Annotated in this window: 2 protein-coding genes; both read left to right on the plus strand. The window is 74.4% G+C overall.

What is annotated here, in order from left to right:
• Complete coding sequence (locus tag OG455_RS32020; RefSeq protein WP_266299741.1) at window positions 1-21,519, plus strand: non-ribosomal peptide synthetase/type I polyketide synthase; 21,519 nt, start codon at window positions 1-3, stop codon at window positions 21,517-21,519.
• Entirely contained in the window at window positions 21,516-24,767 is a 3,252-nt protein-coding gene (fabD, locus tag OG455_RS32025; protein WP_266299743.1) for an ACP S-malonyltransferase, read from the plus strand. The genes OG455_RS32020 and fabD overlap by 4 nt, the downstream gene beginning before the upstream one ends.
• Window positions 24,768-24,790: the final 23 nt, after the last annotated feature.

Here is a 24,790-nt window from a genome sequence, read left to right on the forward strand (position 1 = left end):
ATGAGCGACGAGAAGGTGCTCGACTACCTGAAGCGCGTCACCGGCGAGCTGCGTCAGACCCGCCGCAAGCTGGCGGAGGCGCAGTCGGCGACTCAGGAGCCGATCGCGATCGTGGGCATGGCCTGCCGCTATCCCGGTGGCGTGTCCTCGCCCGAGGAGCTGTTCCGGCTGGCGGTCGACGGCGTGGACGCGGTGTCCGGGTTCCCGACGAATCGCGGCTGGGATCTCGAAGGACTGTACGACCCCGACCCGGACCGCAGTGGCACGAGCTACACGCGCCACGGCGGGTTCCTGCACGACGCGGCGGAGTTCGACGCGGGGTTCTTCGGGATGTCGCCGCGGGAGGCGGCGGCGACCGATCCGCAGCAGCGGCTGCTGCTCCAGACGTCCTGGGAGGCGCTGGAGCGTGCGGGCATCGCCCCCTCCGCGCTGCGCGGCAGCCGCACCGGAGTCTTCGCCGGCGTGATGTACAGCGACTACGCGTCGCGGCTGGGGCAGGACACGGGCGGCTACGAAGGGCAGTTGCTGATCGGCAGCCTGCCGAGTGTGGCGTCGGGTCGCATCGCCTACACCTTCGGGTTCGAGGGTCCCGCGGTGACGGTGGACACGGCGTGTTCGTCCTCGCTGGTGTCGCTGCATCTGGCGGCGCAGTCGCTGCGTTCGGGGGAGTGCTCGCTGGCGCTGGCCGGTGGGGTGGCGGTGATGTCCACGCCGACGACCTTCGTGGAGTTCTCCCGCCAGCGCGCGGTGTCGCCCGATGGCCGGTGCAAGGCGTTCTCGGACGCGGCCGACGGCACGGGATGGTCCGAGGGGGTGGGTGTGCTGGTGCTGGAGCGGCTGTCGGACGCGCGGCGCAGCGGGCACCGGGTGCTGGCCGTGGTGCGGGGTTCGGCGATCAACCAGGACGGCGCCTCCAGCGGTCTGACGGCTCCGAACGGTCCTTCGCAGGAGCGGGTCATCCGTGAGGCGCTCGCGTCGGCCGGTCTGTCCGGGGCGGAGGTGGATGTGGTGGAGGCGCATGGCACGGGGACCACTCTGGGTGATCCGATCGAGGCGCGGGCTCTGCTGGCGACCTACGGGCGGGATCGGGTGGAGCCGCTCTGGTTGGGGTCGTTGAAGTCGAACATCGGTCATGCGCAGGCGGCGGCGGGTGTCGCGGGTGTGATCAAGATGGTGATGGCGATGGGGCACGGTGTGCTGCCGCGGACGTTGCATGTCGATGAGCCGTCGCGTCATGTGGACTGGTCGGCGGGGGCGGTGGAGCTGCTGACGGAGCAGCGGGTGTGGCCGCGCCTGGAGCGGCCGCGCCGGGCCGGCGTCTCGGCGTTCGGGGCCAGTGGCACCAACGCGCACGTGATCCTGGAGCAGGCCGACCCGGTTGAGCCCGACGTGCCCGTCGAGCCTGTCGAGCCCGACGCTCCCGACGCGAGGGCCGGGTCCGTGGTGCCGGTGGTGCTGTCGGGCGCGTCCGAGGAGGCGCTGCGGACCCAGGCGGCGCGGCTGCTGGAGTGGGTGGAGTCCGATGCCGAGCTGCGTCCGGTGGACATCGGCTTCGCCACGGTGACCACCCGATCGGCGCTGGAGCACCGCGGCGCGGTCGTCGCCGGCGACCGGGCCGAACTACTGGAAGGGCTGGCCGCCCTGGCGGCGGGTGAGCCGTCGCCGCAGGTGGTGGAGGGCGCTGTCGCCGCCGAATCCGGCGTGGTATGGGTCTTCCCCGGCCAGGGTTCGCAGTGGGCCGGCATGGCCCGCGGCCTGCGCGAGTCCTCCCCGGTCTTCGCCGCGCGGCTGGAGGAGTGCGAGCGGGCGCTGAGCGGCCTGGTCGACTGGTCGCTGCGGGCGGTCCTGGACGATGAGGCGGCGCTGACGCGGGTGGACGTGGTGCAGCCCGCGCTCTGGGCGGTCATGGTGTCGCTGGCCGAGGTGTGGCGTTCGCTCGGCCTGGAGCCCTCCGCCGTGGTGGGCCACTCCCAGGGCGAGATCGCCGCCGCCTGCGCGGTCGGCGGGCTGTCGCTGGAGGACGGTGCCCGGGTGGTGGCCCTGCGCTCGCAGGCGCTGCTGGAGATCGCCGGCCAGGGCGGCATGGTCGCCCTGGCCCTGCCGGCGGACCGGGCCCGCACCCTGCTGGAGACGTGGGACGGACGGATCTCGGTCGCCGCCCTCAACGGACCGCACTCGACCGTGCTCTCCGGCGAGACCGCCGCGCTGGACGAGTTGCTGGCGTACTGCGAGGGCGCGGCGATCGGTGCCCGGCGCATCCCGGTGGACTACGCCTCGCACTCGGCGTCCGTCGAGCGGATCCGCGAGCGGATCCTGCACGACCTGGCCGAGATCAGCCCGCGCTCCGGCTCGGTGCCCTTCCACTCGACGCTCACCGGCGAGGTCCTGGACACCGCCGGGCTCGACGGCGACTACTGGTACCGGAACCTGCGCAACACCGTCCGCTTCGAGTCCGTGATCAACGGCCTGCTGGCCGAGGGACACCGGGTCTTCGTCGAGTGCAGCGCCCACCCCGTGCTGCGGGTCGGCATCGAGGAGGCCGCCGAGGCCGCGGACCGGTCCGTCGTGGTGGTCGGCTCGCTGCGCCGCAACAAGGACGCGAGGCGGGAGTTCCTGTTCTCCGCGGCCGAGTTGCACGTCCGCGGTGTCCGGGTGGACTGGCCGCAGCTCTTCGCGGGCACCGGCGCCCGTGCGGTGGAGCTGCCCACCTACGCCTTCCGGTCGAGGCCCTACTGGCTCCGGATCCAGCGGCCGCTGCTGGGCGCCGCCGTCGAGCTGGTGGGAGACGGGCAGACGGTCCTGACCGGCCGGCTGTCGCTGCGGACGCATCCGTGGCTGGCCGACCACCGGGTGCGCGGCAGGGTCGTGGTACCGGGGACCGCGTTGCTGGAGATGGCGCTGCAGGCCGGGGACGCGGTGGACGAGCTCACCCTGCAGGCGCCCGTGGTGGTGCCCGAGCAGGGCGAGGTCGAGATCCAGCTGCTGGTGGACCCGGCCGACGACCGCGGCTACCGGGCGCTGCGGCTGCACGCCCGCGCCCCGGAGGCCGACTGGCGGCTGCACGCGACCGGGGCGCTCGTCGACCTGGCCGGGCGCCCAGCCCCGGACGCGGCCGGACAGGACCTGGCGGCGTGGCCGCCGCCGGGCGCCGAGGCGGTGGACCTGGCCTCCTGGTACGAGGACCGGACCGCGCGGGGCCTGGAGTACGGGCCCGGCTTCCAGGGCCTGCGGGCACTGTGGCGGCACGGCGGCGAGCTCTTCGCCGAGGTCTCCCTGCCCGTGCCGGTCCGCCCCGCGCTGCTCGACGCGGCCCTGCACGCGCTGGACGTGACGACCGGGCCCGCGCTGCCGTTCTCCTGGAGCGAGGTGCGCTGGCTGGATCCGGACGCGGCGGCGCAGGTGGCCGGCCTGCGGGCGCGGATCACCCCGCTCCAGGACGGCTCGGTAGCCGTGCGGATCGCCGACGGCACCGGCCACGGCCTGCTGTCGATCGGCTCCCTGACGCTGCGTCCGCTGGGCGCCGCGCTTCTCGGCACCACGGCCGACGGCGCGCTGTTCGAACTGCGGTGGGTTCCCGCACGTGCCGAGTCCGCCGCGCCCGAGTCCGCCGCGCCCGAGTCCGCCGCGCCCGAGTCCGCCGCGCCCGAGTCCGCCGCGCCCGGGACCGTGGCCCCCACGCTGCTGCGCTGCCCGTCCGCCGATGGCGAACCGCCCGCCAGGGCCGAGGCGGTGACGGCCGAAGTGCTCGGGAAGCTGCAGGAATGGCTCGCCGAGGCGGGGACCGGTGACTCGCGCCTGGTGGTGGCGACGCATCAGGCCGTTCCCGTCGGAGCGCAGGTGGATCCGGCCGCGGCCGCGGTGTGGGGCCTGGTGCGGTCGGCCCAGACGGAGCACCCGGACCGGATCGTGCTGGTCGACACCGACGACCCGGACGACCTGCCGCGCTTGCTGCCGGCGGTGCTGGCCTGCGGTGAGCCCCAGGTCCTGGTGCGCGAGGGCGGGACCCGGGTGCCCAGGCTGGTGCGCGCGGAACTGCCCGCGGCACCTGCCGCGCCCGGCTTCCCCACTGACGGCACGGTGCTCCTCACCGGGGCGTCGGGCACCCTCGGCGCACTGGTGGCACGCCACCTGGTGACCGCGCACGGGGTCCGCGACCTGCTGCTGGTCAGCCGCCAGGGATCGCCGGCGCTCGCCGGCGAGCTGACCGCACTGGGTGCGACGGCGACCTCGGCGGTCTGCGACGTCAGCGACCGCGACGCGCTGGCCGAGCTGCTGGCGGCGATCCCGCACGACCGCCCGCTGCGTGCCGTCGTGCACGCCGCCGGAGCGCTGGACGACGGGGTGATCGGCTCCCTGACGCCGCAGCGGCTGCGGACCGTGCTGGCGGCGAAGGCTGACGGCGCCTGGCACCTGCACGAGCTGACCCGTGACCTGGAGTTGGCGGCCTTCGTCCTGTTCTCCTCGGTGGCCGCGACGCTGGGCACCGCGGGACAGGGCAACTACGCCGCCGCCAACGCCTTCCTCGACGCGCTGGCGCAGCACCGTCGCGGCCTCGGTCTGCCGGCGCTGTCGCTCGGTTGGGGCCTCTGGGCCGAGCGCAGCGCCCTGACCGGCCGGCTCGGCGGGGCCGATCTGGCACGGTTGACCGACGCCGGTGTGCGTCCGCTGGCCACCGAGCAGGGCCTGGCGCTTCTCGACGCCGCCCTCGGCGCGGACCGGGCCCACCTGCTCCCTGTCCGACTCGACCTCGCGGCGGGTGCGGCCTCGCCGATGCTCCGTCAGCTGGCCCCGGTGCGCGGTCAACGGCCCGGGATGCCGGCCGCCGGCCCCGCCACCGCTGTCGCGCCCGCCAACGGCGAGGGCTCCGAGCTGCGCGCGATCCCGTCGGTGGAGCGCGAGCGTGTGATCGGCGAGCTGGTGCTCCGGGAGGTGGCCGCGGCGCTCAGGCACGACTCGGCCGGCGACCTCGACCCCGACGCCGAGTTCCAGCGCCTCGGGTTCACCTCGCTGACCGCGCTCGAACTGCGCAACAAGCTCAGCGCGCGCACCAGGCTGCGGCTGCCGGCGACGCTGGTCTTCGACCACCGCACACCGAGGGCGGTGGCGGACTTCCTCACCGGCAAGCTGTCCGGTGACGAGTCGGCGTCCGTCGCGCCGCAGGCCGTTGCCGAGGCCGGGCCGAGTGGGGACGATCGGATCGCGGTCATCGGCGTGGCCGGGCGCTATCCGCTCGCTCCCACCGTCGGCGAGCTGTGGGACAACCTGGCCGGCGGCCGGCACTGCATCCGGGAGGTGCCCGCTGAGCGGTGGGACGCCGACGCGCACTACGACCCGGCCGGGATCCGCGGTTCCTACAGCAAGTGGGCCGGTTTCATCGAGGACGTCGACAAGTTCGACCCACTCTTCTTCCACATCTCGCCCGCGGAAGCCGAGGCGATGGACCCCCAGGAACGGCTGTTCCTGCAGACCGCGGCGGCGACCCTGGATGACGCCGGCCGTCCGGCGGCCGTCCTCGCCGCCCAGGGCCCGGTCGGTGTGTTCGTCGGTGTGATGAGCAACGATTACGAGTGGATGGGCGGCGCGGCGAACGCGTCCGGCGTTCCGACCGACGCCCACTCGCACCACTGGTCGGTCGCCAACCGGGTGTCCCACTTCTTCGACTTCACCGGGCCGAGCCTGGCGGTGGACACCGCCTGCTCCAGCTCGCTGACCGCGATCCACCTGGCCTGCCAGAGCATCCGGGCCGGTGAGTGCGCCGCCGCGATCGCGGGCGGAGTGAACCTGATCCTGCACCCGAAGCACCTGCGCGGCCTGGCCCAGGCGGGGATGCTGGCACACGACGACCGGCTCAAGGCCTTCGGCGCGGGCGCCGACGGCTTCGTCGACGGCGAGGGCGTGGGCGCGGTGCTGCTCAAGCCGCTGGCGGCGGCTGTCGCCGACGGGGACCGGATCCTCGGCGTGATCCGCGGATCGGCGATCAACTCTGGTGGCAACAACGGCGGTTACACCGTGCCGAGCTCGGCTTCGCAGAGCGGGGTGATCCAGGCGGCGCTGGGCCGCGCGGGGGTCGGGGCGGACACCGTCGGCTACGTCGAGGCGCACGGCACGGGTACCCTGCTCGGCGACCCGATCGAGATCGCGGGCCTGGCCAGGGCCTTCGGCGAGGCGAGCGATCCGGCACGCCGCGTCCAGCGGCCACCCGTCGCGGTCGGCTCGGTCAAGACCAACATCGGCCACCTCGAGTCGGCGGCCGGCATCGCGGGCCTGACCAAGGTGCTGCTGCAGTTCCGGCACGGGATGCTGGCGCCGTCGCTGCACTCGGCAGAGCGCAACCCGGAGATCGACTTCACCGGCACGCCCTTCGAGATCCAGCAGACGCTCCAGCCCTGGACGCGACAGTCGCGGCCCGAGGGCGAACTGCCGCGGCGCGCGGTGGTCAGCTCGTTCGGCGCGGGTGGCGCCAACGCCTGCGTGGTCATGGAGGAGTACCCGCAGGGCGGTGCGCCGGAGCCGGCCGAGCCCGTCGGGGAGCAGCTGCTGGTGCTCTCCGCCAGGACCGAGGAGCGGCTTCGCGCCTACGCGGCGGATCTGGCGGCCTTCCTGCGCCGGGGCACCCCGCGGCATGCGGCGGCGGCGGAAGCGCTGACGGATGCCCGGCTCCGGTGCCTGCGGCTGGCCGCCGAGCTGGCCGGTGTCGCGCCGCAGTCCCTGGAACTCGCGACCGATCTCGTCGACTGCGGGTTCGGCATCGCCGAACGCTCCCACTTCCACTCGCGGCTGGCCGGGGAGTTGGGCACGGAGCTGCCGCCGGCCGCCCTGGCCGCCGAGACCATCGGTGCGGTGGCCGAGGCGGTGGCCGGCATCCGGCCCCGTGGCGTGGACCGGAGCGACCAGCGGTCGGCACGGCTCGCCGACGTCGCCCACACGCTGCAGTCGGGTCGCACCGCGTACGAGTTCCGCCTGGCCCTGTCCGCCGCCTCGGTGCCCGAGGCCGCACAGCTGCTGGAGACGTACGCGGCGGGCGGCGCCGACGACCGGGTCGGCACCGGCCACCTCGACCGGATCGCGGTGCGGCCCACCGGGGACGCGGTCGTCGCCCTGGAGCGGGCGCTGACGCGGCGCGACCTGACGGCGGTGGCCCGGCACTGGCTGGCCGGCGCCGAGGTCGACTGGCCCCGGATCACCCCCTCGGCCGCTCGCAGGATCGAGCTGCCGGGCTACCCGTTCGCCCGCAAGAGCCTGTGGATCCCCGAGCCGTCGGCCGGTGAGCGGGCACCGGCGGTCACGGCCCCCCACCCGCGGGGCGGGGCGGGCATCGACCCCGCCGTCGCCCGGGTGCTCGCCGGGTACCAGGCGCTGGACACGGCCTCGGTGTCCGGGCTGCTCGGCGTGTACCGGCGGATGGGCGTCTTCCAGCGCCCGGGCGAGCAGTTCCGCGGTGAGGCGATGCGCGGCAGCCTGCGCATCCGGGACAAGTTCCAGCGGCTGCACGATGCGCTTCTCGACCTGCTGGCCGGAGCCGGGTACCTGACCCGCGACGGCGACCTGGTCACCGTCGGTGCGGCCGCGGACCCGGCGGTGGACCAGTGGGAGGCCGAGTTCGACCGGGTCGCGACCGCGTACCCGGAGGTGGAGCCCACGGTCACCCTCAACCGGGAGTTCCTGCGGCTGTACCCGCAGTTGCTGCGCGGCGAGGTGATCGGGACCGAGGTCATGTTTCCCGACTCCTCGATGGAGCTGGTGCGGAACCTCTACCGGGGCAATCCGCTCACCGACCACTTCAACCAGCTGGTGGCGGACACCGTCCGCCGCTACCTGGACGTCCGGCTGCCCCGGGCGGCACGGGACGAGACGATCCAACTGGTGGAGGTCGGCGCCGGGACCGGCGCCACCAGCGAGTGGGTGCTCCCGGTACTGGCCGACCGGCCGGGCCGCGTCGGCTTCACCTTCACCGACGTCTCGCCGCGCTTCCTGGACCACGGCCGCGAGCGGTTCGCCGCGGAACACCCGTTCGTCCGGTTCCAGTTGCTCAACCTGGAGCGCGAACTGTCCGAGCAGGACTTCGCACCGGGTTCGGCGGACGTGGTGCTCGGCACCAACGTGGTGCACGCCACCAGGAACCTGAGGGTCACGCTGCGCAGGCTCAGGACGCTGCTCAGGCCCGGCGGCCTGCTGGTGCTCAACGAGCTGACCGCCATCCGGCCGTACCTGACCCTCGGCGGCGGGGTGATGGAGGGCTGGTGGGCCTTCGAGGACGGCGAGGTGCGCATCCCGCGGTCGCCGCTGGCCGCGCCGGAGAGCTGGACCAGGCTGCTCCAGGAGGAGGGCTACACGGAGGTGGCGGTACTCGGCGCCGGGCCGGGCGAACTCGGGCAGCACGTCCTGGTCGCGGCGAACGGCGGCGCGGCGCAGACCGCGGTGCCGGCCGCCGCTGCCGCCGGTGGGACGGTGAGCGCTGCCGTGCGGCCGGGAGGGGACGAAGCGGTGGGAGAGCGGCTGCGGGAGCTGGTGGAGCGGGTCCTGAAGCTGGATGAGCGGATCGATCCTGACCGTCCGCTGGCGGACTACGGGTTCGACTCGCTGAGCGGGATGAAGATCGTGTCGGTGGTGGGTGATGCCTTCGGTGTCGCCGTGCCGCTTGACGAGTTCTTCGCGCGTCCGACGCTGCGTGAGCTGACGGAGTATCTGGCCGCCCGCTGGCTGGCCGACGCAGTGGCGCCCAAGGCCGCGGCGCCCGCGCCGCTGGTGCCCGCAGCGCCCGCGCCGCTGCTGCCCGCGCCCGTCGCCCCCGTCGCTACGGTCCCCGCCGCCACCCCCGCCGCCGCGTCCGGCGCGGCTCCGGTTCCCCCGGAGGCGGCCCTGGTCCTGCGGCCGCGCCGGGACGTGGACCAGGCCGCCCATCCGATGTCCCAGGGGCAGCGTGCGCTGTGGGTGATCGAGCAGATCGCGCCCGGGAACCACGCCTACAACCTGCCGCTCGCCTTCTGGCTGGACCGCGACGTCGACGTGCTCACCCTGCGGGTGGTCCTGCAGGACCTGCTCGACCGGCACGAGGAACTCCGCGCGACCGTCCGGACGGCCGAGGACGGGCCGTTCATCCGGATCGCGGCCGAACCGGAGCTGCCCTTCCAGCAGGTCTTTCTGACCTCCGTCTCGGAGAGCGACCTGCGCGAGCGGATCCACGCCGACATGAGGGAGCCGTTCGACCTGGCCGGGGGCCCGCTGCTGCGCGCGACGCTGTACACCCTCGGCGACGGCGGCCAGGCCCTGCACCTGAACGTGCACCACCTGGTGCTCGACGGCCTGTCCATTCCGCTGCTGCTGGCCGAGGTGGACCGCGGCTACCGCGAGCTCCGGGCGGGCCGCCCGCTGCCGACCGACCGGCCCGCCCGCACCTTCGGTGACTTCACGGCCTGGCAGCGCGACCTGCTCGCCGGGCCGCAGGCGGAGCGCCTGCGCGCGTACTGGGTCGAGCGGCTGCGCGACCGGCAGACCGTCACCGCGCTGCCGCTCGACCGGCCTCGCCCGCCGGTGCCGACCTTCCGCGGAGCGAGCGTGGCGGGACGCGTCCCGGCGGCGGTGACGGACCAGGCCCGGGCGCTCGCCGCCGCGGCGCGCACCTCGCTGAGCAGTGTCCTGCTGGCGGGCTACTTCGCCGTGCTGCACCGCTACAGCGACCAGGCCGACATCACCGTCGGCACACCCACGGCGAGCCGTCCGGCCGAGGGCTACGACGACGTGCTCGGCTACTTCATGAACATGGTCGTGCTGGCCGAGCGGGTGGACGGCCAGGAGGCCTTCCGCGAGCTGCTCGGCCGCGTCCACCGGATGGTCCTGGGCGCGCTGGAGCACGGCGCCTACCCGCTGATCACCCTCGCCGAGGAGCTGCGGCGGCAGACCCCCGCCGCCTCGGGCGCGCTCTTCAACGTCGCCTTCTACTTCCACAACTGGGCGCGCGACCTGCGCGACGACGGCGTGGTGCGGGGCCGGGTCGAGGGCGTGCACCAGGAGGGCGAGTTCGACCTGACCCTCGACCTGGTCGACGAGCCCGAAGGCTGCCGCTACACCCTCAAGTACAACCCCGACCTCCTCGACGCCGCCACGGTCGAGCGCTTCGGCGAGCACTTCGTCACGCTGCTCACCGCCGCCGTCGGCGCTCCCCGGACAGCGGTCGGCGACCTGGAGCTGCTGACCGAAGGCGAGCGCGCGCTGCTCGCCCCGGCCGGCGACACGGACTACCCCGCCGACACGCTGGTCTGGGAGCTGGTGCGCAGCCAGGCCGAAGCCCGCCCCGCGGCGGTGGCGGTCAGGTACGAGGGAACGGAACTGACCTACGGTCAGCTGCGTGAGCGGGTGGAAGGCCTCGCCGCCCGGCTGGCTGCCGCCGGCGTCGGCCGGGGCCGGACCGTCGGCGTCCTGCTGCCGCGTGACGCCGACCTGCCGGTGGCCCTGCTGGCCGTGCAGGCAGCCGGTGGCGCGTACGTACCGCTCGACCCGGCGTACCCGCCGCAGAGACTCGCCTACATGGCCGAGGACGCCGGGCTGCACCTGATGCTCACGCACTCCGCCGTCGAGTCCGCCTGGGGCGGTGCGGTGGCCCGGTTGCTCGTGGACCGGGACCGGCAACCGCCGGCCGCTCCCTCGCCGGGCCCCGCCGGGCCGTCGGACACCGCGTACGTGATCTACACCTCCGGCTCGACCGGCCGGCCCAAGGGCGTGCGGGTCCCGCACCGCGCGCTGACCAACTTCCTCTGGTCGATGGCCCGCGAGCCCGGCTTCGGGCCCAGGGACACGCTCCTCGCGCTCACCACGGTGTGCTTCGACATCTCCGGTCTGGAGCTCTACCTGCCGCTGATCAGCGGCGGCACCGTGGAGATCCTGCCGACCGAGGCGGCCCAGGACGGACTGCGGCTGCGGGAGGCGGTGGAGCGCAGCACCGCCACGGTGATGCAGGCGACCCCGGCGACCTGGAGCATGCTGCTCGCCGCCGGCTGGCAGGGGAACCCCGGGCTCAGGGTCCTCTGCGGCGGCGAGGCCCTGGCCGGCGACACCGCGCAGGCGCTGCTCGCCGGCAACGGCGAGGTCTGGAACCTCTACGGCCCCACGGAGACCACCATCTGGTCGGCGGCGAGCCGGCTGCGCCGGGGCGAGCGGGTGACCATCGGCAACCCGATCGCCAACACCGTGCTCCACGTCCTCGACAGCGCCCGCAGGCCCGTACCGACCGGCGTGGACGGTGAGCTGTACATCGGCGGCCACGGTGTGGCCGACGGATACCTGGGACGGCCCGAGCTGACCGCCGAGCGGTTCCTGCCCGACCCGTTCGCCACCGGGCGCCACGCGCGGATGTACCGGACCGGCGACCTGGCCCGCCGGCTGCCCGACGGCCGCATCGCCTGCCTGGGCCGGATCGACTCCCAGGTGAAGGTCCGCGGCTTCCGGGTGGAGTTGGAGGAGATCGAGTCCACCCTGCGCCGGCTGGACGGCGTTCGCGAGGCCGTCGTGGTGGCCCGGGGCCAGGGCGGCGGGGACCGCTCGCTGCTGGCCTGCTACCTGCTCGCCGACGGCGCCGCCGACCCGACCCGGGAGCAGCTGGCGGCCTGGCTGCCGGAGCACATGATCCCGGACGTGCTGCTCCGGGTGACCGGCTTCCCGCACACGCTCAACGAGAAGGTCGACCGGACCACCCTGGCCGCGTTGCCGCCGGCCGAACTCCGCGCCCGCTTCGGCGCGTCCCCGGCCGGGCGGCAGGACAGCCCCGCAGCGCCCGGCGGCCGCGACGAGGCCCTGATCGCCGAACTGGCCAAGATGGTGGGCCGGCTGGCCGGGGTGGCCCCCGAGGACATCGGTGCGCACACCCCGCTCGGCGAGGTGGGCATGAACTCGGTGAGCTTCACCGCACTCAGCACTGAACTGCGCAAGTCGTACGGCATCGAGGTCTACCCGACGCTGTTCTACCGCCGGGGTCACCTGTCCGCGCTGGCCCAGCACCTCTGGGAGCACCACCCGGCCGAACTGGCCGCCCGGTTCGGCGCCGTCGCGGCGACGCCCGCTGCCGTGCCACGGCCCGCCGAGGCCCAGGCCCATGCCCAGGCCGAACCGGAGCGCGGTGGCGGTGGTCGCGGTGGCGGTGGTGGTGTCGCGGTCATCGGCATGGCCGGTCGGCTGCCGGGCTCGGCCGACCTGAAGGAGTTCTGGGACCACCTGGCCGCCGGGGACGACCTGGTGGGCGAGGTCCCCGCGGAGCGCTGGGACTGGCGGGACCGGCCGCGCTCCCGCTGGGGCGGCTTCATCCCCGACATGGACCGCTTCGACGCCGCGTTCTTCGGGATCTCGCCGCGCGAGGCGGAACTGATGGACCCTCAGCAGCGGCTGCTGCTCGAAGTGGTGTGGTCGGCCATCGAGGACGCCGGCTATCGCCCGTCCGAACTGGCCGGCAAGCGCGTCGGGGTGTTCGTCGGGGTCGCGAACAGCGAGTACCTGGAGGTCCAGCGGGCCGCCGGGCGCGAGCCCGGGGCCCACAGCGCCACCGGCGCGGCGCTGTCGATCGTCCCGAACCGGGTCTCCTACCTGCTTGACCTGCGCGGCCCCAGCATGGCCGTGGACACGGCCTGCTCCGGCTCGCTCGTCGCCCTCCACCAGGCGTGCGCCGCACTGCGCGAGGGCACCTGCGACCTGGCGATCGCGGGCGGGGTCAACCTCATCCTGTCGCCGAGCGTGCACGAGCTGCTCAGCCAGGGCGAGATGCTCAGCCCCGACGGCCGCTGCAAGGCCTTCGACAGCCGGGCCGACGGCTACGTCCGGGGCGAGGGCGTCGGCGTGGTGCTGCTCAAGCCGGACGACAGGGCGCGCCGCGACGGTGACGCCGTGCACGCGGTGATCAGGGCGGCCGCGGTCAACCACGGCGGCCGGACCACCTCGCTCACCGCGCCCGACCCGGACGCCCAGGCAGACCTGCTGGTCGAGGCCTACCGTGCCGCCGACGTGCCGCCGGAGAGCGTCGGATACATCGAGGCGCACGGCACCGGCACCGCGCTGGGCGACCCGATCGAGACCACCGGGCTGAGCACCGCCTTCCGGCGGCTGCGCGCGGAGCGCGGGACGCAGGCCGCGCCCGGCTGCGCCATCGGGTCCGTCAAGACGAACATCGGCCACCTGGAGGCCGCCGCGGGCATCGCCGGGCTGCTCAAGACGGTGCTGGCGCTGCGGCACGCCACCATCCCGGCCAGCCTGCACGTCCGAGAGCTGAACCCGTATCTGGAACTCGACGGCGGCCCGTTCGAGGTCGCCACCACCACCCGGCCCTGGCCGCGGACGCGCGATGCCGCCGGGAACGATCTGCCACGACGGGCCGGAGTCAGCTCCTTCGGCTTCGGCGGAGCCAACGCGCATGTCGTACTGGAGGAACCGACCATGTCGGACACCCGTGACGAGGACGCGGCAGAGCAGCTGTTCGTGCTCTCCGCGCGTACCCCCGAGGCACTGCGGCAGGCCGCCGGGCGGCTCGCCGACCATCTGGCGGAACAGGACCCGGCGCCGGGTGACCTCGCGTACACCCTGCAGGTGGGCCGCGAGCCGATGAGTCATCGGCTCGCCGTGCCGGCGGCCGGCACCGCCCGGTTGCGGACCGAGCTGGCCGAGCACCTCGCCGGCCGCCCGTCGGCGGTGCGCACCGGGCAGGCCGAGCAGCGCCGGATCCCGTGCGCGGCCACCGCGACGGACGACCTGACCGAGATCGCGCACGAGTGGCTGGCCGGCGCCGACGTCGACTGGCCGACGCTGCACCGGGGTGCGGAGCGGCGCCGGGTGCACCTGCCCAGCTACCCGTTCGCCCGCACCAGGCACTGGGTCACGCCGGCCCCGGCCCCGATTCAGGCCCCGACGCCGACGCCGGCCCCGACGCCCGCCCGGCTGCACCCGACCCTGCTGGATGCCGATGTCTCCGCCGCCGGCGTGCCGGCCTTTGCCAAGACCCTCACCGGGGGCGAGTTCTTCCTGCGTGACCACGTCGTCGGTGGCGAGCTGGTGCTGGCCGGGGTCGCCTACCTGGAGATGGCCCGGCTCGCCGGTGAACTGGCGTTCGGGGAGCAGGTCCGCGGTGTCGACGGCCTGGTGTGGGCGGCCCCGGTCCGGCTCCCCGCGGCCGGGGGCGAGCACCGCCTGACGGTCCGGCTCACCGGCGACCGCACCGGGGCGTCCTTCGAGGTACGGACCGAGGGAGGCGGCGCGTCACCGAACGCCCACGGGACCCTGCTGTTCGGCGCGGCCGACGAGCGCCCCGCCCGGATCGACGTGGCGGGCGTGCGCGCGCGCTGCTCGCAGGAGCACAGCGGTGCCGAGTGCTACGAGGTCTTCTCCCGGCTCGGCTTCGACTACGGTCCGAGCTTCCAGGTGATCGAGGAACTCGCCGTCGGGGAGCGCGAGGTGCTGGCGGCCCTTCGGTTGCCCGCGGTGCGGGTGGCGGACGCCGGCGAGTACGCGTTCCACCCGTCGCTTCTCGACGCGGCCCTGCAGACGGCGGCCCGGCTCGCCCCCGGCGCGCAGGACCTGATCGACCCGGTGCCGTACCTGCCGTTCTCGCTCGCCTCGGTCCGGCGGTACGCCGAACTGCCGGAGCGGATGTACGCCTACGCCACTGCCTCGGCGCGGCCGGCCGCGCCCGGCACGCTCTGCTTCGATGTGGCACTGCTGGACGGGACCGGCGAGGTTGTCGTGGCGATCGACGGCTTCACGCTCCGGGCGGTGCCCGGCCGGGCAGCGCCCGAGCGGGATGCGGTGGCCGCCTTCGAACCGATCTGGCAGCCGGCCCCCACGGCCCGGCGTGCGCCGGCCGGGACGGTCCTGCTCCTGGACGCCGGCTCCCACGGGGCCGAGGTGAGCGCCGCCCTGACGGCTGCGGGCGCGGTCACCCGGCGGATCGAACCCGGCGCCGGCTTCGAGCGGGCGGCAGCGGTCCGCGCCGGCGAGCCCGGCCCCTTCCAGGTCGTGCACCTGGCCGGCGAGGACAGCGAGCCCGGCAGCGCGGTCGAGCACGGCTTCCACGCGGCCATGGCCTTCCTCCAGGCCTGGCAGCGGGAGCGGCGCGGCGCACTGCGCTACCTCTACGTGCACCGCGATCCGGCCGACTCGCCGGCCCACCCGGCGATGGCCGCCTTCGCCCGGTCGGTGCGCAGGGAGCACCCGGCGATCGACTTCTCCGTGCTGACCGTCGCGGGCGGCGCGCTCGCCGACGCGGTGATCGCCGAGCTCGGCGCTCAGGGCGAGCCCGAGGTGCGGACCGACGAGCTGGGCAGGAGCCGCCGGGCATGGCGCCGGGTGAGCCTGCCGGCCGCCGGCGAGTCGGTGTTCACCGGCGCGGGAGCCCACCTGATCACCGGTGGCACCGGCGCGCTCGGCCTGCTGCTCGCCGAGCACATCGCCGCCGCTCGGCGTGCTGCCGCGATCACCGGTGGCGGGCTCGTGCTGGTGTCCAGGACCGCTCCTGCTCCCGGGGCCCGGGCCCGGATCGAGGCCATCGGGGCCCGTGTGGTGCGGGCCGATGTCGCCGACGCGCAGGCGGTGCACGCGCTGGTCACCGAGGCCCGCCGGGAGCACGGGTCGGTGAGCGGCGTGCTGCACGCCGCAGGAGTGCTCAGAGACGGCCTGCTGCACCGCAAGGACCGGGCGGACGCCGAGGCGGTGCTGTCCGCCAAGGTGCGCGGGACGGTGCTTCTGGACGACGCGACGCGGGACGACCCGCTGGACTACTTCGTGTCGCTGTCCTCCGCGGCAGCGGCGTTCGGCAACGTCGGCCAGACCGACTACGCCTTCGCCAACGCCTTCCTCGACCACTTCGCGGATCGACGGGAGCAGCGGCGGCACCAGGGGGCGCGGCGGGGCCGCACCCTCGCCGCCGCCTGGCCGGTCTGGGCCGACGGCGCCATGCGGACCGACGCCGCCGGCACCGAGTACATGACCCGCGAGCTCGGCATCCGCCCGCTGCGCACCCGACCCGCGCTGGAGGCGCTGGACCGTGCGCTGGCCGGCACCGCGCCGCGGCTGCTGCTCGCCCCGGGCGACCCCGTCCGGATCCTCGCCTCGCTCAACGCGGGGGCGCCCGAACCGGCCGGCCCGGCCGCCTCCCGGCAGGCCGCGGCACCGCAGGTCGGGCCGGACGCGCGTGCTCAGGCCGAGCTGCTGGTGCTCCGGCTGATGGCGGAGGAACTGAAGTTCCCCGAGGAGGAGATCGCCCTCACCGAGTCCTTCGACAACTACGGCTTGGATTCACTGATCACGCTGAGCGTGACCCGGCGGCTCGAGGAGCGCTTCGGCCCGCTGTCGAAGACGCTGCTGTTCGAGTATGTGACGGTCAGTGAGCTGGCGGACCATCTGGTCGCGGAGTACCCCGACGCGTTCACCGGAGCCGAGCCCGGAGCCGAGCCCGGAGCCGAGCCAGCCGCCGATCCGGAACCCCTGGACGATCCGGCCGCGCCTGTCGCGACCGCGTCCGCCGGAGTCCAACCCGTTGCCGTCGGACCGGTGCGGCGGCCTGTCGCCGGCAGCGGCGACATCGCGATCATCGGCGTCGCAGGCCGCTACCCGCAGGCCGACGACGTGGACGAGTTCTGGCGCAACCTGCGGGCCGGCCGGGACAGCATCGAGGAGGTGCCGGCCGACCGGTGGAACCACGCCAGGTTCTATGACCCGGACAAGTCGGCGGCCGGCCGAACGTACGGCAAGTGGGGCGGTTTCGTCCGTGGCGCCGACCGCTTCGATCCGCTGTTCTTCCGGATGTCGCAGATCGAGGCCGAGCACACGGACCCCCAGGAACGGGTGTTCCTGGAGACCACCTGGCACCTCCTGGAGGACGCCGGCTACACCCGCGAGCAGCTGCGGGGCTCCCGCACCGGGGTGTTCGTCGGCATGATGTACGGCCAGTACCAGCTGTACGGCGTCCAGGAGGCACTGCGCGGCGAGGGCCTGCCCCCGCACTCGTCCTTCGCCTCGGTGGCCAACCGGGTGTCGTACTTCTTCGACTTCTCCGGGCCCAGCATGGGTGTGGACGCGATGTGCTCCTCCGCGCTGGTCACCATCCACCAGGCCTGCCTGGCCATTCGCAACGGTGACTGCGACGTCGCGGTCGCCGGCGGGGTCAACATCACCAGCCACCCGGCGAAGTACCTGCAGCTGGCGTGGCGCGGGTTCCTCGCCGAGGACGGACGGTGCCGCAGCTTCGGCGAGGGCGGCACCGGCTACGTGCCGGCCGAGGGGTCCGGCGCGGTCCTGCTCAAGCGCCTCGACGCGGCACTCGCCGACGGCGACCGGATCCTGGCGGTGGTCAAGGCATCGGCGGTCAACCACGGTGGCACGGGGCGGGGTTTCAACGTGCCCAACCCCAAGGCGCAGGGCGACCTGGTACGGGCCGCACTCGACCGCGCCGGGATGCGCCCGGGCGACCTGGACTACATCGAGGCGCACGGCACCGGCACCGCACTCGGTGACCCGGTGGAGATCACCGGCATGCTGCGGGCATTCCAGGGCGACCTGCCGGAGCGGCTGCCGATCGGCTCGGTCAAGGCCAACATCGGACACGCCGAATCCGCGGCCGGTGTCGCGGCGATCACCAAGGTGCTGCTCCAGATGCGCCACGGTGAGTTGGCCCCCTCGCTGCACGCGGACCGGCTCAACCCGAACATCGACTTCGAGGCCACCCCGTTCCGGGTTCAGCGCGAGCTGGCGCCCTGGCCGCGCCGCGTCGGGGCCGACGGGACGGTGCTGCCGCGCACGGCAGGAGTGAGCTCCTTCGGGGCCGGCGGCACCAACGCGCACGTCATCCTTCAGGAGTTCCTCGGCCGACCGCAGGCGCCGGCCGCCGCGGCAGGCCCGCAGCTGGCGGTGCTCTCCGCCCGGGACGGCGACCGGCTGCTCCGGCAGGCGCGCCGCCTCGCGGCACACCTGCGCGCCGAGGGCGCCTCAGCGGCCCCGCACCAGGTCGCCTGGACCCTGCAGCAGGGGCGCGAGGCGATGGCGCACAGGTTCGCGGTGGTCTTCCGCGATCTGCCGGAGCTGGCGGCGCGCCTGGACGAGTTCGCGGCCGGCGCGACACCGGCCGACAGCTGGACCGGGCGGGTCGATCCGCGCAAACCGGTCGCGGGCGAGGCCCCGCCGGCCGGCCCCGCCGCCTACGCCGTGGCCTGGATCTCGGGCCGAGCAGTGGACTGGTCCGTGCTGCACGCCGGCATCCGGCGGGACCGGGTGGCGCTGCCCGGCTATCCCTTCGACGGTGAGCGGGTCTGGTTGGCGGCGGCGGATGCCGAGCTGGCGGCCCTGGAGGGGGACCGGGCCGGGGCCGGGCGGCTGCTGACCAGGCACTGGCTCCCCGCCGAGCCCACCGGACGCACCGAGCTGCCCGGCCGGACCGCCGTTCTGGCGGTTCCGGGCACCGAGGCACTGGCTGCCCGGCTCGCGGCCCTGCTGCCGGGCGCCGAGGTGCTCGGTACCGACCGGCTCGCCGCCGATCTCGCCGACCCCGGCACCCGCTGGGACCGCTTCGACGCCGTGGTCGACCTGGCCGGCTGCGCCGACCCGGCGCATTCCCTGCTGCCCGGCTGGCTGCGCTGGCTGCAGCACCTGGTCGACCAGGGGCGGCGCGAGCTGCGCACCCTGCTGGTCTCCCGGGGCGCGGCGTCGGGCGCCGACGGGACGGTCGGCCTGGGCGGCGCGGCCCGGGTGGGCCTGTACCGGATGCTCCAGAGCGAGTACCGCCACCTGCGTTCGGGCCATCTGGACATCGAGCGGCACGCCTCGGACGAGCAGCTGTGCCGCTGGGTGGCCGAGGAACTGGGCGCCGAGGGGGAGGCGGCCGAGATCGCCTACCGCGGGGGCGTCCGGCACCGGGCCGAGCTGCGCGAGCTGCCGGACGGTCCGGCGAACGCGCCGCGCTTCCCGGCCGGCCACGTGCTCTGGGTGACCGGCGGAACGCGCGGGATCGGACTGCTGACGGCTCGTCACTTCGTTGCCCGGCACGGCGTGCGCAAGCTCGTCCTCACCGGCCGTGAGGAGCTGCCGCCCCGCGCGGACTGGGCCGCGCACATCGCCGCGGACACGGCGCTGGGCCGCAAGCTGCGCCCGCTGGCCGAGCTGGCGGACCAGGGGGTCGAGCTGGAGGTCCTCGCCGTGCCGCTGGAGGAGAAGGAGGCGCTGGCCAAGACCCTGGCGGAGGTCAGGCTGCGGCTGGGCCCGGTCGGCGGTGTCGTCCACAGCGCCGGTTTCACCGACACCGAGAACCCGGCGTTCGTGCGGAAGCCGCAGGACGGCATCGCCCGGGTGATCGGCCCGAAGGTCTTCGGTCTCGACTCGCTCGTGGAGTGCTTCCGCGACGAGCCGCTGAGCCTGTTCGTGCTGTACTCCTCGGTCGCCGCCGCCGTCCCCGCGCTCGCGGTCGGCCAGAGCGACTACGCCCTGGCCAACGCCTACCTGGACGCGGTTGCCGAAGCCCGGCCGTACGGGCTGCCGCTGGTCAGTGTGCAGTGGCCGAGCTGGAAGGACACCGGCATGGGGGAGGCGCGCAGCGCCGCCTACCAGGCCTCCGGGCTGGCCGCGCTCTCGGACGAGCAGGGGCTGGCCCTGTTGGAGCGGGCGCTGGCGAGCGGTGCCCGGGTGGTCCTGCCGGCGCTGGCGCGCCGGGATGCCGACTGGCGGCCGGAGCGGTTGACGCTCCGTCGCCTGGACACCACCCCTGCCGCCCCCGCCGCCGCCCCTGCTGCCCCGGCGCCTGCCGCCCCCGCCCCGACCGCCGGGACCGGGACCGGGACCGGGGAGACTTCCGCGGCGCTCCGCAGCGCGGCCGCCGCGGCGGCCGCATGGCTGCTCGACCAGCTGGCGACGGAACTGCGGTTCGACCGGGCCAATCTGACCGGTGACGTGCCGATCCACGACTACGGCATCGATTCGATCCTGGTCACCCAGCTCGTCCAGGGCGTGGGCCGGCGGCTCGGTGCGCCGGTCGACCCCTCGGCGTTCTTCGAGTACCCGACCGCCGACGAGTTCGCGGCCCACCTCGCCGAGCAGCACCCCGGGGAACTGCTCACCGCCTTCGGGGCGACCGCGGCGGTCGGCGCGGAGCCTGTGGCGGAGGCCCCCGCGGCGGAGGCCCCCGCGGCCCCCGCGCCGCCCGTGTCGCAGCCGGTCAGTGCCACCGGTGACATCGCGGTGGTCGGCCTGTCCTGCCGCTTCCCCGAGGCCGCGTCCGCGAGCGCGTACTGGGAGCTGCTGCGGCAGGGCCGTACGGCGCTGCGGCCCATCCCCGCGCAGCGGTTCGGTCGGCCGAACCGCTACCACGCCGGGCTGCTGGACGACGTGCTCCGCTTCGACCCGGAGTCGTTCCTGCTCTCCGAGGCCGATGTCGCGGCCATGGACCCCCAGGCGCTGCTGCTGCTCGAGGAGGTGCACCGGGCGGTGCACCACGCCGGGTACCGCCCCGCCGAGCTCAAGGGCCGCCGGATCGGGGTGTACGTCGGCGGCCGCACCGCCCACCTGCCGGACGAGACGCGCATGGCGCAGGCGAAGAACCCGGTGGTGGTCACCGGCCAGAACTACCTCTCCGCCAACGTCTCGCAGTTCTTCGACTTCCGCGGCCCGAGCCTGGTGGTCGACACCGCCTGCTCCTCCGCCCTGGTGGCGATGGACATGGCCGCGCAGGCGCTGCGGGCCGGTGAGATCGAGTCGGCCGTGGTCGCCGGGGTCAGCCTGCTCGGCAACGACCGGCCGTTTCAGGTGTTCGGCCAACGCGGACTGCTCAACCCGGGCGCCGACTTCCACCTCTTCGACCGGCGGGCGGCCGGGCTGATCCTCGGCGAGGGCGTGGGTGTCGTTCTCCTCAAGCCGCTGGCCAGGGCGCAGGCCGACGGTGACCGGGTGCTCGCGGTCCTCAAGGGCATCGCGATCAACAACGACGGCCGGACCGCGGGCCCGGCCACGCCGAACCTTCAGGCGCAGAAGGAGGTGATGGCGACGGCACTGGCACGCAGCGGCCACCACCCGCAGGACGTCGGCTGGTTGGAGGCCAACGGCTCCGGGTCGACCGTCACCGACCTGCTCGAACTCAAGGCGGTGGCCGGGGTCTACCGGACCGGTTCCACCCAGCCGCTGGCGCTGGGCTCGATCAAGCCGAACATCGGCCACCCGCTGGCCGCCGAGGGGATCGCCGCGTTCGTGAAGGTGGTCCTGATGCTGGCCCACGGGGAGCAGGTGCCGTTCCGCTCCGGGCAGCAGCCGCTGGAGCACTTCGATCTCGCCGCCTCGCCGCTGTACTTCCCCAGGGAGGCGCAGCCGTGGCCGCGGACCGCCGGCCTCGCCGCGATCAACTGCTTCGCCGACGGCGGCACCAACGCGCACCTGCTGGTCGCGCCCGCACCCCGAGGCACCGACCCGACCAGGGAACCGCTGCCGGAACCCGCGCTGAACCGGAGGATCGTCATCAGAGGGACCGACGCACCCACGACTCGGCCCGCGGGCCTGTTCTGGGACAGTTACCGATGAACACGACGCTGTCCGCCCCGGAGCCCGCCCCGGCGGGGTCCCTGCCCGTGGTCTTCATGTTCTCCGGGCAGGGCTCGCAGTACTCCGGGATGGGCAAGGAGCTCTACGACACCAACGAGGTGTTCCGCACGGCGCTGCGCCGCTATGACGCGATGGTCGTCGGGGAACTCGGCGAGTCCGTGCTGGCCCGGATCTTCGACCCGGGCAAGCGGCGGAACCACCCCCTCATCGACACCCGGATCACCCACCCGGGGATCGTGATGATCGAGCTCGCGCTCGCCGAGGCCCTGCGTGCGGAGGGGATCGAGCCGGACTACGTCCTCGGCTCCAGCCTCGGCGAGTACGCGGCGGCCGTCGTCGCGGGCAGTCTCGACCCGTTCGACTGCCTGCGGTTGCTGGTCCGTCAGACCGAGGTGCTGAGCGCGGGTCCGCGCGGGGGCATGCTCGCCGTGCTGGCCGGCCGGGAGGTGCTGGACCTGGTGCCCGCGCTGCGCGAGTGCGAGATCGCGGCCCGCAACTACCCGGGCAACTTCGTGGTCGCGGGCACCGAGGAGGCCATGGCCCGAGCCGAGCGGGGGCTGCGCGCGGCCGATGTGGTGCACCTGCGCCTGCCGGTCGAGTACGGCTTCCACTCCCACCTGGTCGACCAGGTGCTCCAGGAGTGCCGGGCCGGTTTCGACGGCGTGGCGCTGGCAGCGCCGCGCATCCCCTGGATGTCCTGCGTGGACGGCGAGTTGGTGCGGCACCCGTCGGCGGAGCACTTCTACCGGGTGGCCCGCCGCCCGATCGAGTTCGAGCGTGCCATGGCCGCGCTGCGCGAGCGGGGCGACTTCTGCTACCTCGATCTCGGCCCCTCCGGCAGCCTGCACAACTTCGTGCGCAACAACCTCGCCGCGGGGACGCGTTCGGAGTCGCTGCCGCTGCTCAGCCCGTTCGAGAAGGACACCACCCTGTTCGCGAAGGCCCAGCAGCGGGCGGCCCGCAGGCCACCGAGGAAGGCGGACGGTATGAAGGTCTACGGATTCCCGGGGCAGGGCTCGCAGCGGCGGGGGATGGGCAGGGGGCTGTTCGAGAGGTTCCCGGAGCAGAGCGCGACGGCAGACCACGTCCTCGGCTACTCCATCGAGGAGCTCTGCGTCCGCGACCCGCAGCGTCGGCTCGGCCGAACCGAGTTCACCCAGCCCGCGCTGTACGTGGTGGGCGCGCTGAGCTATCTGGACCGTGTCGCGCAGGACGCGGTGCCGCCCGACTACCTCGTCGGGCACAGCCTCGGCGAGTACGCGGCACTCTTCGCGGCCGGGGTCTTCGACTTCGAGACCGGCCTGCGGCTGGTGCGGCGACGCGGTGAGCTGATCGCCGCGGCCGGCGGCGGCTCCATGGCCGCGGTGATCGGGATCGACGAGGAGAGCGTCACCCGCATGCTCGCGACCCCCGGCCTCGCCGGCCTGGACCTGGCCAACCACAACGCCCCGGACCAGTTCGTCGTCTCCGGCCCGACCGAGCGGATCGACGCGGCCTGCGCCGCGTTCGAGGCCCTCGGCGCCCGGACGGTCCGGCTCAACGTCAGCGCGCCGCTGCACTCCCGCTACCTGCGCGGCACGGCCGAGGAGTTCGCCCGCTTCCTCGACGGATTCACCCTGCGGCCGCCGACGATCCCGGTGCTGTCCAACGTCGACGCGATGCCGTACCCGCCCGGCCGGCTCAAGGAGCGCCTGGCGGCCCAGATCGCCTCGCCGGTTCGCTGGACCGAGACCGTGCGCAGGCTGATGGGGCACGGCGACTTCGAGTTCGTCGAGCTCGGCCCCGGCCAGGCGCTCACCAAGCTGGTCACGCGCATCAAGGCGGCCGCCGCGCCGCTCGCGCCGCCCGCGCCGAGCGCGCCTCCGGCGGAAGCTGCCGAGCCGGCGCCCGTGGCCGCGCCCGCGGCGGGCGGGCGCACGGTGCCAGGGGCTGAGCGCCGTGCGCCGGTGATCGACGCCGACGCGCTCGGCGCCCCGGCCTTCCGCGCACGGTACGGGCTGCGGCGTGCCTACCTGGTGGGTTCGATGTACGGCGGCGTCTCCGGCGAGAAGCTGCTGCGCTCGGCGGCGAAGGCGGGCCTGCTCGGATTCCTCGGGGCCGGCGGACTCCCGCTGGACGAGGTGGACCGTCAACTGCGCTCGCTCACAGAGGAGCTGGGCCCGGGCGGCACCTTCGGTGTCAACTTCCTCCACCGGCACGGGGCACCCGAGCAGGAGGCAGCCCTGGTCGACCTGCTGCTCAGGTACGGCGTCGATCTGGTCGAGGCCTCCGGGTTCCCGCTGATCACCGAGGACCTGGTCCGGTTCCGGCTCAAGGGCGGCCGGATCCTGGCGAAGGTCTCCAGGAGCGACACCGCCGCCGAGTTCCTGGCGCCACCCCCGCAGCGCCTGGTCGCGCGGCTGCTCGAATCCGGGGCGGTGACGCGGGAGGAGGCCGCCGCGGCGGCCTCCCGCCCCATGGCCGACGACCTGTGCGTCGAGGGGGACGGCGGGTGGCTGAGCGGCACGGCCGATGCGCTGACCGTCCTTCCTGCCGTGCTCCGGCTCCGGGACGGGAGCGCCCTGCCCGGCCACCCGGTGCACATCGGCTGCGCCGGTGGAATCGGCAGTCCGGAGGCGGCCGCCGCGGCCTTCCTGCTCGGCGCCGACTTCGTGCTGACCGGCTCGGTCAACCAGTGCTCGGTGGAGGCGGCCACCAGCGACGCGGTGAAGGACCTCCTGCAGGAGGCGCGCGAGTACGACGTGGACACCGCACCCTGGGGTGAGATGTTCGAACTCGGGGTGCGGGCACGCTATTTGAAGCGCGGTCTGTTCTTTCCCGCCCGCGCCTCCCGGTTGTATGATCTCTGGCACCGGCACGCCTCGTTCGCCGGACTCGACCAGGGGACCCGGACCCAGGTGGTCGACCGCTACCTCGGCGGCGAGCAACTCCCGCCCGCGGCGGCCGGCCTGGACCCGAAGGCGGAGCTGGCCACGCTGTTCCGCGCGTACTTCGCCCGCGGACTGCGGCTCGCGGTGACCGGCGACCGCAACTCCAGAGTGGACTATCTGGTCCACTGCGGGCCGGCCATGGGCGCGTTCAACCAGGCGGTAGCCGGGACCCGTCTGCGCGATTGGCACCACCGCACGGTCGAGGCCATCTCCGACACCCTCATGGAGGGCGCGGCGGCGCATCTCACCACCCGGCTGCGGGGTTTCCAGCAGACCCCGCACAGCCAGAGCAAGTGACCACAGGAATCACGGAACAGGAC

The sequence above is a fragment of the Kitasatospora sp. NBC_01287 genome (assembly GCF_026340565.1).
In the GTDB taxonomy this organism is placed as follows: domain Bacteria; phylum Actinomycetota; class Actinomycetes; order Streptomycetales; family Streptomycetaceae; genus Kitasatospora.